We start from the raw sequence: 13620 nt of genomic DNA on the forward strand, positions 1-13620 counted from the left end.
CTCTTCTCGTGGGGGAGAGGGGATCGTGCGGTGCGGAATCGTTCGTGCGCAGACGATTTCGGTGGGCGATCGTCGGATCTCGCCGGAGGCCGTGGGGTCTGCGCCGTCCACACCATACGAACCCGGTGTGGCGCAGCGCACACTTTTCTCCGGTGCGCTTTGGAGGCCTACACAACCGGTGGTCGGTGCGCGGCGCGGCGCGCCTGCACGTCCGCGGTCCACAGCGGCTGCAGCATGTGCCAGTCCGCCGGGTGCGCGGCGATACCCGCGGCGAACCGGTCGGCCAGGCGCTGCGTCGTGGCCCGCACCCCGCCGTCGGTGTCGATCGGGGCGCCGACGTCGACACCCCACCCGTCGGGGGTGAACCAGCAGTGCACCGGCAGCAGCGGCGCGCCGGTGCCGAGCGCCAGGCGGGCCGGACCCGACGGCATGCAGGTGGGCTCGCCGAAGAAGGTGACGGGCACCCCGGAGCCGGTGAGATCGCGTTCGCCGAGCAGACCGACGACGCGGCCCTGGCGCAGTCTTTCGGTGAGCAGATCGAAGGGTGGGGCGGTGCCGCCGGTGAGCGGGACGATCTCGAACCCGAGCTGCTCCCGGAAGCGGACGAAGCGCCGGAACAGCGACTCCGGATCGAGGCGCTCCGCCACGACCGTCGGCCGCCCGATGCGCCGCACCACCCACACCCCGGCCAGATCCCAGTTGCCGCTGTGCGGCAGCGCGAGGATCACCCCGCGCCCGCCGGCGACCGCGGCGTGGATGTGCTCGATGCCGGTCGCGGCGGCCTCGATGCGGTCGGCGAGCCACCCGGGATCCATCGCGGGCAGCCGGAACGCCTCGCACCAGTAACGCGCGTAGGAGCGCAGGCCGGCCCGCACGAGATCGTCGGGTACCTGCTGCGGGGCGGTGCCGAGCACCCGCGCGAGATTGCGGCGCAACTGGACCGGTCCGCCGTCGCGGGCTGCGCGGTCGGCGGCGCGGTCGAACAGGCCCAGGGCCCACCGCTCGGGCAGGGTGCGCACCAGTCGCCAGCCCGCCGCGTAGCCGAGGTCGGCGACGCGGGCTCTCACGTCCACTACCCGAGTGTCGCGCGGGAACGCCCGAGCCGTAACCTACTCCAAAGTAAGATCGGGGGATGGACTCCGCGACGCCGACCTACCGCACCTGGTCGAAGCTGCCCCGCAACGGACTCGGCTCGGCCCTGTTCTCCCTCGGCATGTGCCTGCGCGTGCCCTATTTCGGCACCGTGCTGCCCCGCGTCACCGAGCTCGAACCCGGCCACTGCGAGGTCCGCGCCCCGAAATGGTGGGGCGTGCACAACCACCTCGGCACCTTTCACGCCATCGCCGCGTGCAATCTCGCCGAGATCGCGATGGGCATGCTCGCCGAGGCCACCGTGCCCACCACCCACCGGTGGATCCCGAAGGCCATGACCACGCAGTACCTCGCCAAGGCCCGCACCGGCCTGCGGGCCGTCGCCGAACTCGACGAGCTGCCGGACTTCACCACGATCACCGAGGGCGCCGACCTGGTGGTGCCGGTGCGCCTCCACGACACCGCCGGCAACGAGGTGGTCCGCGCCGACATCACGATCCGGGTCACCCCACGCTGAACCGTCAGCGCAGCTTCTTGCGCTTCTTGCGTTTCTTCCGCTTCGTGCGGGTGCGGGTGCGGGGCGCGCGGATCTCCGCGGTCGCCTCGGCGGCCTCCTGCGCCGCGGCCTCGAGCAGGGTCCGCTGCATCTCCCGGCGCAGACTGTCCATCAGCTCGGGGGAGCGCAGCAGGAAGGTCGCTTCCCGCAGCGCGGCGTAGTGTGCCGTGGAGATCAGCACGGCCGACCCGCGCTTCCCGACGATCTCGACCGCGACCGTCTCCTCGTTGACCTCCCGAACCAGGTCTCCCAACCGCTTGCGTGCGGACTTCACCGTGGTTGATGGCACTCGTGTCGACTCCGTTCGCCTTCCTCGACAGACTCGCGCATCCTCCCATCACCACGCCCGAAACGGGCGCGGACACGACGAACGATCGACAACGGGTCAGACGAACTCGAGCGCCCCCTCCACCGGTGCGAGGACCCGCCGCGTACCCGGCGACCCCAGCGCGGTCGCCAGATCCGAACCGTCGTGCTCGGCCAGCAACTCCCCCCCGGACCAGACCAGCAACGTCGCGGCGACGGTGTGCTCGGCGACCGAGTGCGACAGGTCGTAGTGCGCACAGCCCGGCACGCCGTCGTAGGTGATCCACAGGTCGAAACCGGTCATGAACAGGTCTAGATCGAACTGCACACACAGGCTCAGCAGCTCGCTGCGGCCCGTATCGTCGACACCGGCGAACGCCTCGTCGAGCGCCAGCAGCCGCGGGGCGTGCGGGTCGGCCGAATCGAGCATCACGTGCGCCGCCGCGAACAACGGCAGGTGCAGCGACACCGACTGCTCGCCACCGGACAGCGCCGAGTGCCGCGCCGGGGTCAGCCGGTCCTCGCTGCCGTCCCCGCTGATCAGCGAGAACGAGAACACCCGCCACCGCCGGTAGTCGAGGGTCGCGGCGAGGATCTCCGGATACGACCGCTCCGGGTGCGCCGCCCGCTCGGCGCGGATCCGCGCCGCGAAGTGCGCCCGGATCCCGGCGAGATCCTCCGCCGACAACGCCGACGCATCGCGGTCGAGCAGCTTGCACACCGCCCGCGCCGGCTCGTCGAGATGATCGGCGAGCACCCAGTGCACCCCGATCGTGTTGCCCGACGACATGCGCCGCTTGCGCATCTCCGACCCCATCCGGGCGATGAGATCGCGGGCGTCGGCGGTGCGCTCGTGGATCTGCTGCGCCAGCCCGGTCAGCAACGCGTCCTCGAGGATGCGCCGCTCCGAATCGGTCAGCAGCGCCTCCTGCTCCCGGCGCGCCTGGGCGATCCGCGTGGCGAACTGCGCGACCGACGTGTAGCCCTGCTCGTCCTGCACCTGCACGATCGTCAACCCGTCGGGCGCGTCCCAGCACAGCCGGTAGTCGCCGCCGCGGGCCAGTTCCGACTCGAAGTCCTGCAACGCCGACGCCAGCGCCGAACTCGTCGACTTGCGGGTCGACTCGCTCGCCGCCACCGACTCCGTCGCCGCCCGCAGCGCCCCGAACAACGCGGCCACCTCCGACGGCAGCACCTCGACCGGGGCGTCCTCGGCGGAGGCCTGCCGGATCCGGTAGAGCACCTGCTCGGCGTCGAGCCACGCCGCGGCGCTCGCCGGCCAGCCGTGCTCGGCCTCGACCCCGAGCAGGGTGAGCAGATCGCGGCGCGCGAACGGCGCCAGCGTCTCCGCGTCGCGACGCGCCTCCACCAGCGTCGACTGCAACGCCTGCTCCGCGGCGGCGTGCGCGGCATCGGCCTTGCCGATCCGCTCGAGGGCCTTCTCGTAGGTCTTGCGGGCCTCCCGCTCGGCCGTCTTCGCCGCCTCGATCCGGGCGCGGGCCTCCTCGAGCTGTGCGTCGAGCTCGTCGGCGCTCGCCCCGATCGACTCGCGCAGGGTCTCGAGCTCCTGCTGCCGCTGCGCGAGCAGCTCGGCGGCCTCCGCGGCCTGCTCCGAGGCCACCTCCGCGGCGGCGCGGGCCTCGTCCACGCGGGCCGCGAGGTCACGCATCCGATCCTCGGCGGTCGCGCAGTCGCGCAGCGCCCGCACCAGCGCCTGCCCCTGCGACCGGAAGTGCCGCACCGTCGCCTCGAGCGAGTCGAGGTCGGCGGCGACGAACGGCGCCCGGTGCCGCGCCGCGGTCGCCCGCAGCTGCTGGTCCTTGCCCGCGACGTCCGCGATCGCCTGATCGAGGTCGCGGTCGGCGGCCGCCGCGGACTCCTGCGCGGTGCGCAGCGCACCCGCGCACTCGGCGACCTTCCGCAGCGCCGCGAGCACCGCACCCGTGCGGGGCAGCGCCTTCACCGCCCGGTCCACGGCACCGAGCCGGTCCCCGATCCCACGGTCCTGCTCACGCAGCGCCTCCACCCGCGCCCGGGCATCGGCGATCTCCGCCTCGAGCTCGGCGATGCGCCGCTGCCGCCGCCGCGCCCGCGCCGTCGCCCCGATGAACTCCGCCTGCTCCTTCACATGCCGGCCGACCTGCACACCCTGCCGGAACCGGCCGTGCACATCCACCGCCACCGCAGCCCCCGGCTCCGGGCCGACGGTCAACGCGATCGACGCCAGCACATCCGCGACCCGCGACTCCGGCACCGTCGTATCCGCTTCCGGGACGAGCACATCCGCGAGGGTCGGGCCGGACGGACGCCGCTCGGCCGGCAGCGCGACCAGCAGCTGCTCCGAGTCGAGCTCCGGCAGCTTCCCGTCGCCGCCGACGAGCCACCCGTCGAGCAGGTTCGCCGCCTGCAACGCCGCCTCGATCCCCGCGGCGTCCTCGGCGGAAACGTCGTCGCGGAAGCGCACCAGCTGCCACAGCGGCGCCCCGACCAGCTCCGCGCGGCTGCCCACCCGCGCCGGGAAGGGCGGGGGCGCGTCGTCGTGCTCGGCGGCGACCGCGGCGCGTTCGGCCTCGAGCTCCCCGATCCGCACCCCGAGCGCGTCGATCTCGGTGCCGATCGAGCGGCGCCGGAACCGCAGCTCCTCCACCACCGGGCCGGTGTGGTCGGCGAGCACCGCCGCCGGGCTCGCGGCGTCGTCCTCGCCGACCGCGGCGACCGCCGCGTCCAGCGCATCGAACAACGGCGTCGACAGACCCACCGCCGCGAAGGTGTCGGTGTGCTCGGTCCACCAGCGCCGCAACTCGTTCGCGGCCTCGGTACGCGAGAGCTCCACCACGGTCTCCGCGGCCTCGACCGCCGCCTGCGCGGTGTCGCGCTGGGTGCGGTGCCGGCCCGCCGCCGCCTCCGCCCGCGCCCGGGCGATCGACGCGTGGTCCACCTCGGACAGCGCGCGGCGCACCGCCCGCACGTCCACCTCGCGTTCCTCGGCGGCCGCATCGATCCGGGTGAGCAGCGTGTCGATGCGCGCCCCCTCCTCGACCCCGTGCCAGTCGATGCCGGCGTCCTCGGCGGCGGCCTGCACCGCGTCCTCGCAGCGACGCCGCGTGGCCGTCGCGACCGCCACCGACTCGCCGGCCCGCTCGTACTCGGTGAGCCGGTCCGCGACCGCCGCCTGCGCCCGCGTCGCCGCGGCGGCCTGCCCGGCGGTGGTCTGCTCCAGATTCCGCACCGCGGAGGTCAGATCGTCGAGCTGCCGTTTGCTCTGGTAGGCGGTCGAGCCCTGCAGCGCCGCCTGGGTGGCGCGGGCCTGCTCGAAGTCCCGCTCCACGGCCGCGAGCCGCTCCTCGGCCTCGGCCCGGGCGGCGGCCGCCTGCTCCTGCTCGCCGGCGGCGCGCCGCAACTCCTGCACCGCGGTGCCGACGGCATCGAGCCGCTCGGCGACCTTGTCGACCTTGGCGCGGGCCTGCTGGCCCACATAGCGGGTGTAGACGGAGACGAACCGCTGCGCGGCGTCGTCGGCGGCGGCCAGCGACTCGAGCGCCCGCGCCACCTCCTCCATGTCGGAGAACGACCGGGCGGCCTCCACGACGAGCTCGTCGTCGAGCGGGCGCAGACCGTCGGTGAGCGCCTGCGACAGGCCCTTCGGGTCGAGGTTCTTCGCCAGCTGCGGGCGCCGCAGCGTGAGGATCAGGTTGATCAGCTGGTCGTACCGCTGCGCACCCAGCCCGAACATGCGGGCGTCGATCGCGGCGCGGTAGTCCACCGGCCGGTCCGTGATCGCATCGTCGCCGATCCGGTCGGCGAGCTGCTTGCGGGTCAGTGGCCGGTCCTCGTCGTCGAGCAGCGAGAAGTCGATCCCCACCCGGCCGTCGACGACGAAATGCCAGCGGGTCACCTTGTCGCTGCCGCGCGTGGCGCGCATGCCGATACCCACCGTCACCGCCTCGGGATCGTCGCGGCGGCCGCGGCAGAACTCCATCCACACATAGGAGTGCGCGCTGTCCTGCCCGCGATAGAGCAGGTTCGACCGCATGGTGCGTTCCTCACCGGCGAACGGGTTCAGCCGCCGCGGCTCGATGCGCCCGTCCAGCACGAACGGGTACAGCACCTCGAGCGCCTTGGTCTTGCCCGAGCCGTTGGGGCCGCGCAGCACCAACCGGCCGTCGGCGAAGGAGAACTCCTGGTCGCGGTAGTCCCACAGGTTGATGATCCCGGCACGCGTGGGGCGGAATCGGGCGCTGCTCATGACATCTCCGTCGTGATCGGATCGGTGGGATCGGATCGGGGGCCGGCCGCCGCGGCCGGGGCGGGGGTGTCGGGGAACAGATCGATCTGCGGATCCTTCTCCCGCACACTCACCGTCGCCCCGCGGTACCGCGCGATCGCCGGCAGGGCCAGCACCCCGCCCGGCACCCGCGCGACCAGCCGTAGCCTGTCCAACAGCTCGATCGCAGCGTCGGCGAGCCCGGCCGGATCGGCCTGCCACTGCGCGGCGAAGGTGCGGCCGTAGGCGTCGACCAGCCGGCCGATGGTGCCCGCCAGCCAGGCGTCGTCGAGCAGGGGACAGCGGTCCGGGGTGCGGGTCGACTCCGGAGCGTCCTCCGGCGCCGGCGCCCCCGCCGCGAGCGGCGCGAACACCGTCGCCCGCGGGATCGCCGCATCCACCGCCGCGACCAGCGCATCGTGTCGGTCGCCGGGCAGCGGCCGCCGCTCCGGGGCCGCGGCATCCGGATCCAGCACCCGGTCGCAGATCTCCACCGCCAGCAGCAACGCGACCTGCGCGACCGTGCCGGTGCTCGGGAACCGCACGTCCGACAACCGGCCCGCGGTGTCCACCAGCGCCACACCCTCCGCGCGCCGCTCGCACACCAGCCCGGTCAGCAGTTCCACCTCGTCGGTGGTGCGCGGCAACGCCAGCTGCAGCGCCTCCTCGTCGTCGAGCTCGTCGGCGTAGACGACGGGACGCTGCACCAGCGCGCGGCGCACCCGCCGCCGGATCTCGGCGGTGTCCGTGCGCGGCACACCGGGCCCGGTGAGCAGCCCGCGCACCGAGTCGAGATGCTGCAGGGCCCGCGACGGCCGGAACAGCGCGGTCACCACCGCCCGGTCGATGTCGAACAACGCCTCACCGCTGCCGGGATCGTGGGCCCAGCCGTCGGTGTCGCCGTCGGCGAGGGTGATCGCGCCGCGCGTCGCCAGCCAGGTCACCGCGTCGACGAAGGCGTACCGGTCGGCGGCACGTTCGGTGTCCAGTTCGACCCCCTCGACGCGGCTGGCCTCGGAGGCGACGTGCTCGGCCAGCTCCGACAGGGTGATCTGGCTGCTGCCGCGGCCGAGCGCGGCCAGCACCAGGGCGAGATAGGCGTAACGGCGCCGGTCGAACGGCCGGTCGGTGGTGGTGACGGTGCCGGCTCCGGCGTCGAGGCGGTCGACGACGGTGAACAGCCGGGCGGTGGTCTCGGTGACCTCGAGGCGATAACCGAACACCGTGAGCAGGTCCTCGCGCAGCTCGGTGGCCCACCGGCGCACCAGCGACAGCGCCGTCCGGTCCGGATAGCTCCTGGTGATCAGATGGTGGTTGAGCACCAGCCGGGCGGCCCGCTGATAGGAGTCGAGGTCGACCGACGGGATCGTGCGGGCCCTCACTGCACCTCCACCGCCAGACCGTCCAGATACAGCCGGCCGCGGGCCGTGCGCACCACCGTCGACTCGCCGCTCGGCCGCAGCGTGATCTTCACCCCGTTCTGGGTGGCGGTGGTGCCGTCGCCGCGCACCCGCCCGGACACCGGCACCCGCGCCGACAACGCCGCATCCAGCAGGCCGAGCAGCACGTCGACCTCCGGCTCGGACAGCTCCCGTTCCCGCACGCCCCCGGCGGCGAGGGACTTCGCCGCGGCGGCGCGGCGCCGCTGCTTCTCGAGCTGGGCCTCCCGCAGACGCCGCACGCTCGCGTCGTTGCGCTGCACCTTGCCCGGCGCACCGGCCGCGGGCCGGCGCCCGGTCTCGGCGAGGGTGCGGGCGATCTCCACCGGTGGCGCCTCCCACCACGAGCGGGTGACCGGCACCACGTCGGCGTCCTCGTGCGGCACCGAGAAGTGCCGGGGCCGGCCGAGATCGAAGACCGCGTCGAACAGGGCGTGCGCGGCGTCCTCGCTGGGGGCCTGCGCGAACCAGCCCGCCAGATGCCGCAGCTGCGACTCGCGGCTGACCCCGCCGCGCCGCTGCTCGGTGAGCCGCCGCAGCAGCGACAGCACCGCCGAGATGGCGTTGATCGTCGCGCCGCGCAGCCGCTCCGCCTCGCTCGGCGCGGCGCCGACCCCGACGAACCAGCGTTCGACGCCGAGCCAGCGGGCCCGCCAGTCGGCCTCGCGTTCCTCCACCGGCAGCAGCACCCGCTCGTCGTGCTGCGCCGCCAGCACCGGCAACCTGTCCGCGCCGGTGGCGTGCACCCGCTCCAGGGCGGCGGCGAGCTTCGGGGCGTAGCGGGCCAGATCGGAGCTGAACTCGCGCATGTGCGTCAGCAGCGCGTCCTTCTGCGCGAGGAACGCCTCCGGGGTGACCTCGGTGGTGCGCACCAGGTCGCCGAGCACCAGATAGAAGCGGGCCGCGCGCTCGGCCATGTCCGACAGCGTCGCATCGAGGCGGCTGAGCTTGCGGTAGACGAGCTCACCGTCGCCGGCGGCGTTCGCCTCGGCGAGTTCGATGAGGTCGGCGAGCAGATCCGCCAGCGCCAGCCGCGACAGCGACACGTCCTCGCCCCGGGCGGACAACACGTCCTCCACCGCCCGGAACGCCCGGTAGCCGGGCTGGGTGAACTGGTAGACGTAGTGGCGGTTGCGGTACTCGGCGAGGGTCGCCGCGCGGGTGCCGTCGTAGCTGCGTTCGAGCACCCCCCACAGGTGCAGCTGCTCGAGCAGCGCGGGGATGTCCGCGGCGGCCGGCACGTCCTCGTCCTCGGGGGCGAGGCGCGCGAGCAGGGTGTGGACGTCGCCGGCGTGCAGCAGCACCGTGTAGTTGCCGCGCGCCTGGTCGAACGCCCGCAGCACCCACAGATAGTGGGTGCGTTTCTCCGCCGTCGCGAACGAGAACAACCGCAGGCGATCGTCCCGCGCGATCGGGTCCTCCACCGCCCCGATCCGGGCTCGACCTGTTTCGCTCACCGTGACAGGTTAGGCGGAGCGCACCCCCGACTCCGACAACACCCGCGTGAGTGTCGGCACGTGGGGTTAGCCTGAACTGCATCAGTACAGCAGGGGAGGGGTAGGAGCCGATGGACGAATCCGGTGCCGGATCGGGCACCGCGAGCTGGGACGGAATGGTGGAGTGGCTCGTCGAGTCCCTCACCGGCAGACCCACGGGCTTCGTGCTCGACGTGGGGCCGTCCGACTACGCCCCGTCCGAGGACGATCCCGACGACGTCGTGTGCGCGCAGGTACACGTCCTCGACGACGGGGTGCTGCTGTTGCGCCGCTCCCGCACCGAACTCGACCAGCTGCTGCTCGCCGACCACTCACCGGCCGGTCTGGTGCTCGACCACTGGCACACCGACACCTTCTTCCCGGACTGCACCGACGGCTACCTGTTCAGCCGCGACGTGCGGTTGATCGCCGAGGCGTGCGTGGCGTGGTTCCGGATGGACCCGAGTATCGACACCACCGAACAGCTGGGCTGCAGCTACCGTTTCCCGGACGCGCTGCCGCGCGGGGTCCTCGAGGAGACCGATGCCGACGACCGGCGCCCCTGATCCCCGGCCCGGCCCGTAGCGGTTCGCCGAGGCGACGGTGACCGAGCACGAGGCCGACACACCCCCGCGCCGCCGCGGCGCGGGCCGGGGAACCCGTGCCCTGGTCAGGGCGGTCGCCGAGCTCGCGGCCACCCACCACGCCGAGATCTCGCAACGCATGTTCGCCCGCATCGCAGGGGAGATCGACGCGATGACCACCGACCGGCCCACCCGCGACGCCCTCGAACGCGCCGCGGCCGACGGGGTCACCGCCGTCACCGAGTTCCTGCGCGACGATCGTCCCGAGATCGAGATCCCCGCAGCGTCGTTCGCGCTGGTGCGCACCCTCGCCCGGCAGGGCTTCCCGATCTCGACGGTCGACCGCAGCAACCGCCTCGCCCAGGACAGCATCCTGCGGTGGTGCCTCGAGGTGCTCGCCGGACTGAGCGACGACGCGGAGGCCGTCATGCAGGCCGGAGTGGTGATCCTCACGAAACTGTCGACGGGCATCGACGGGGTGTCGCTGCGGCTGCTCGCGGTGTACGAGGCCGAACGCGACACCTGGCTGTCGAACCGCAACGTCTCGCGCTCCACCCGGATCCAGGACATTCTCGCCGGCCGGCCCGTGGAGGTGGGGGAGGCCGAGGCCACCCTCGGCTACCGGCTCGGGCAGCGGCACCTCGGGGTGATCGTGTGGACCGAGGAGATCGACACCACCCGCAACGACCTGTCCGAACTCGAACAGGCCGTGACGGCGCTCGCCGACGAACTCGGCGCCCCCGCCCGGCCGCTGTTCGAACCGCACGACGCCCACACCGGCTGGGCGTGGATCCCCCTCGGCGGGGTCGAGACGGTCGACACCGACGCGCTCGGGGACGTCGTCGCGGGGTGGGACCGGACCGTCACCGTCGCGCTCGGCGCCCCGCAGGACGGGATCGGCGGGTTCGTGCACACCCACGAGCAGGCCGAACACGCACAGGTGGTGGCCCGGGCGGCCGGCGCGGCGGGGCCGCGGCTCGTGCCGATCACCGCCGTCGGGGCGGTGGCGCTGATGTGCGCGGATCTCGACGCGGCCCGCACCTGGGCGGCCGGCGCGGCGGGGCCGCGGCTCGTGCCGATCACCGCCGTCGGGGCGGTGGCGCTGATGTGCGCGGATCTCGACGCGGCCCGCACCTGGGTGGCCGACGTCCTCGGGCCGCTCGCCGCCCACGACCCCGCCGCGGGACAGCTGCGGCACACGCTGCGCGAGTTCCTCGCCAACGGCGGCAGCTACGTCGCCACCGCCTCCCGGCTGCACCTGCACCGCAACTCCGTCGCCTACCGGATCAACAAGGCCGAGGAACAGCTCGGCCGCAGCGTGCGCGAGGGCCGGCTCGATCTGGAGAACGCCCTGGCGCTGTGCCACTGGCTGGGGTCGGCGGTGCTGACCCCGGTCGCCGAGGTGCCGGCCCCGCCGGTGTGAGACCGCGTGCTCAGGCGCCCGGCACGATGGCCCGCACGAACCGGCCGATCTCCTCGATGGCCCGCACCGACTCGGGCAGCACGTCGGCGGCGGCCTGGAAGACGTGGATCTGCCGGTCCCAGACCTGCAGCTCGCACGCCGAGCCGGCGGCGGTGAGCCGCTCGGCCATCAGCTCGGCGTCGACGAGGAGCAGCTCGTCGGAACCCACCTGGATCAACGTCGGCGGCATGTCGGTCAGATCGGCGTCGACGGGACAGAGCCGGTCGAACCCGTCGAGGCCGCTGCGCGCGTCGCGGCGGCGCGACAACCCGGCGAGCCCGGACAAGGCGTTGCCGTGCAGCAGCGCGCACCGTTCGGCGTTGGTGTGCCCGAGTTTGCGGTCCGGATCGAGTTCGGTCAGCGGCGACAGCGCCACGATCGCGCCCGGCGCGGGCAGGTCGAGCTCCCGCAGTGCCAGCGGCACCGCGAACGACAGGTAGCCGCCGGCGGAGTCCCCGGCCACCACGATCTGTTCCGGCCGGTAACCGGCGTCCAGCAGGCGGCGGTAGGCGTCGACCCCGTCGGCGACGGCGTCGGCGATCGAGAACTGGGGCAGCATCCGGTAGTCGACCATCAGCACCGGTGCCTGCGCCTGCTGTGAGATCCGCGACACGAGGCGGCGGTGACTGCGCATCCCGCCGCACAGGAAACCGCCGCCGTGCAGGTAGAGCACCACCCGGTCGTCGCCCGCGCCGGGAGCCTCCACCCACGAGCCCGCACAGTTGTCGAGGGCGATCGGAAGGCAGCGGGTGCCGTCGACGGCGGGCAGCAGGCTCCCGACCCGGTCGAGCAGCCCGGTGGGCCACGGCAGGTGCGGGGCGCGTCCCCACAGGCCGAGCAGCGGGCGCAGCGTCATCCGCATCGACTGTGCCAGCAGCCGCGCCTGCAGGCTGGCGCCGCGGAACTCCCTGCGCTGCACGGTGACGGGGGCCTGTGGGGTCCGAGGGGAAGGTACACACGCCGGGGGTGCGGTCGTCACGAGCAGAACTCCTCACAGCGAATCGAGCGAATCGAAGGCCCGCATCCGACCGGTCCGCCTCGGGACCCGATCGGGAATCGGGGATCGGCCGGATCCACCCGTGCCGCGTCCTCATCGACGGTAGGGGCGAAGGTCCCGGGGTTCACCGGTCTGCGTGCACACTCCTCGCCGCGCGCGACTGGGCTGCACGCACAATCCTGCACCCGGTGACAGGAGCCGGGGAGAGGCACCTCACGCCGTCGGAGGCGGACGAACAGCGACAGTCGCCCATTTCGGACGCTCCGTGTGGAGTTGCGCCCCGAGTTGTTGTGCCGACAACCCAACGGCGGGGTCGTTCTGTGTGCTCACGACCCGATGGACAGCGGCCTAAGTCGTCTTATCGTCGATGCAGGGCCGATGACCGGAGCCACAGCATCAGCCCCTCGACCAGGGGGAACCCCGGCGGGATCAGCTTCCGGATGTGGCTCGGACGTTCCTTGCGAAAGGACCTCGATGGCCACCCACGCCGCACACCACGAGTCCGTCCCGGCACTGCAGATCCTGCGCTGCGAGCACTGCACCACCCTGCTTCCACCCGAGACCCTGCGCTGTTCGTCGTGCCGACGCGCCGAACTCACCCCGGTCAGCTGCTGCGGTACCGGTTCGATCGTCTCCTGGAAGCTGCTGCACAGGTCTGTGCGGGAAGACCAGATCACGCCGTCGACCATCGCCATCGTCGAACTCGACGAAGGCCCCTGGGTCTACACGAAGATCGAGGGTTCGCTGCCCGAGCGGGCCGAGGCCCCGGTGCGCGTCGAGTTCCGCCGCACCCCGACCGTCGACCGCTTCCCCGTCTTCGGAGTCCGCGCCGCCTGACCCCGCCGCTCTCCGGATGCAGTCGATCCGTGCGTGGGGGGCGTCGACGTCGGTACCGGGAGCCGGATCCGGACCTGGTTGCCGGCCGTCCTCATCGTGCCCGAGGTCGCCCACGCCGTCCACGGCACCGAGGACACGAGGCAGGGCCGGCTCTCCTCCGACCTGCACGAACCGGCGCGGACCGCGATCACCACCGTGTGGCTACCGATCCAGCACGTGCTCTCGTCGCTGCCCTACCGGTGAGGACGCGGACCCGGTCTCAGGCGCGGGTGGAGCGGGCCTTCCACGCCGAGTACGCGGCGGTGACGATGATCGCGCCGGCGAGCGAGCCGATGATGCCGCTCGGCCGCAATTCGAGGCCGTCGCCCGCGAGCAGGCTGATGAGCAGACCCCCGAGGAACGAACCCGCCACACCGGCGACGAACGCCAGCGTCCAGTCGATCCCGGAAGCCGACCTGCCCACAACGAGCTGCGCCACCGCACCGATGAGCATGCCGAACAGAATGATTCCGATGATCAACATTGCGCGAGTCTACGGCGCGAGAGTCTGCCCGATGGTGATTCCGCGGCGGGAAAACACCGCCCCTGCCGCGGAATTCACCTTCCGC

12 protein-coding genes are annotated in these 13620 nt (G+C 73.0%); 5 read left to right on the plus strand and 7 right to left on the minus strand.

The genetic code is table 11. The annotated features are described in order from the left end of the window. Positions 1 to 167: 167 nt before the first annotated feature. Complete coding sequence (locus tag OED52_RS10495; RefSeq protein ID WP_264150857.1) at positions 168 to 1073, minus strand: phosphatidylinositol mannoside acyltransferase; 906 nt, start codon at positions 1071 to 1073, stop codon at positions 168 to 170. 59 nt (positions 1074 to 1132) lie between these two features. Between OED52_RS10495 and OED52_RS10500 the strand changes: the two genes are divergently transcribed. Continuing rightward, a complete protein-coding gene (locus OED52_RS10500; protein WP_264150858.1) occupies positions 1133 to 1609 on the plus strand; it encodes a hotdog fold domain-containing protein in 477 nt (158 codons plus the stop codon). Between the two features lie 4 nt (positions 1610 to 1613). Here the strand turns inward: OED52_RS10500 and OED52_RS10505 are convergent, their stop codons facing one another. The 4 genes from OED52_RS10505 to OED52_RS10520 all read right to left on the minus strand — a co-directional run bounded on the left by OED52_RS10505 (position 1614) and on the right by OED52_RS10520 (position 9051). Next, positions 1614 to 1937, minus strand: a complete 324-nt coding sequence (locus OED52_RS10505; RefSeq protein ID WP_264150859.1) for a type II toxin-antitoxin system Phd/YefM family antitoxin — start codon at positions 1935 to 1937, stop codon at positions 1614 to 1616. Positions 1938 to 2033: 96 nt separating this feature from the next. After that, positions 2034 to 6200, minus strand: coding sequence for a TIGR02680 family protein (locus tag OED52_RS10510; protein WP_264150860.1), 4167 nt, complete (start codon positions 6198 to 6200; stop codon positions 2034 to 2036). Next, positions 6197 to 7600: a TIGR02678 family protein gene (locus OED52_RS10515; protein WP_264150861.1), complete on the minus strand. Its 1404-nt coding sequence runs from the start codon at positions 7598 to 7600 to the stop codon at positions 6197 to 6199. The genes OED52_RS10510 and OED52_RS10515 overlap by 4 nt, the downstream gene beginning before the upstream one ends. After that, positions 7597 to 9051 carry a TIGR02677 family protein gene (locus OED52_RS10520; protein WP_318841925.1) on the minus strand — a complete coding sequence of 485 codons (1455 nt, stop codon included), beginning with the start codon at positions 9049 to 9051 and terminating at the stop codon, positions 7597 to 7599. The genes OED52_RS10515 and OED52_RS10520 overlap by 4 nt, the downstream gene beginning before the upstream one ends. 173 nt (positions 9052 to 9224) lie before the next feature. Here OED52_RS10520 and OED52_RS10525 point away from each other — a divergent pair, with 173 nt between their 5' ends. Further along, positions 9225 to 9698 (plus strand): hypothetical protein, encoded by a 474-nt coding sequence (locus OED52_RS10525; protein WP_264150863.1) that lies wholly within the window; start codon positions 9225 to 9227, stop codon positions 9696 to 9698. Positions 9699 to 9735: 37 nt separating this feature from the next. After that, positions 9736 to 11139, plus strand: a complete 1404-nt coding sequence (locus tag OED52_RS10530; protein WP_264150864.1) for a PucR family transcriptional regulator — start codon at positions 9736 to 9738, stop codon at positions 11137 to 11139. 10 nt (positions 11140 to 11149) lie between these two features. Here OED52_RS10530 and OED52_RS10535 read toward each other — a convergent pair whose 3' ends face one another. Beyond that, positions 11150 to 12097: an alpha/beta hydrolase gene (locus OED52_RS10535; RefSeq protein WP_264150865.1), complete on the minus strand. Its 948-nt coding sequence runs from the start codon at positions 12095 to 12097 to the stop codon at positions 11150 to 11152. A gap of 552 nt (positions 12098 to 12649) precedes the next feature. On the opposite strand from OED52_RS10535, the gene OED52_RS10540 reads away from it, so the two are divergent. Next, positions 12650 to 13012: a Zn-ribbon domain-containing OB-fold protein gene (locus tag OED52_RS10540; protein WP_264150866.1), complete on the plus strand. Its 363-nt coding sequence runs from the start codon at positions 12650 to 12652 to the stop codon at positions 13010 to 13012. Positions 13013 to 13045: 33 nt separating this feature from the next. After that, on the plus strand, positions 13046 to 13255 hold the full coding sequence (locus OED52_RS10545; protein ID WP_264150867.1) for a hypothetical protein: 210 nt from the start codon (positions 13046 to 13048) through the stop codon (positions 13253 to 13255). 16 nt (positions 13256 to 13271) lie between these two features. On the opposite strand, the gene OED52_RS10550 is transcribed toward OED52_RS10545, so the two are convergent. Then, entirely contained in the window at positions 13272 to 13535 is a 264-nt protein-coding gene (locus tag OED52_RS10550; RefSeq protein WP_264150868.1) for a GlsB/YeaQ/YmgE family stress response membrane protein, read from the minus strand. Positions 13536 to 13620: the final 85 nt, after the last annotated feature.

Origin of the sequence: Rhodococcus sp. Z13, assembly GCF_025837095.1 — a bacterium.
GTDB lineage: Bacteria > Actinomycetota > Actinomycetes > Mycobacteriales > Mycobacteriaceae > Rhodococcus > Rhodococcus sacchari.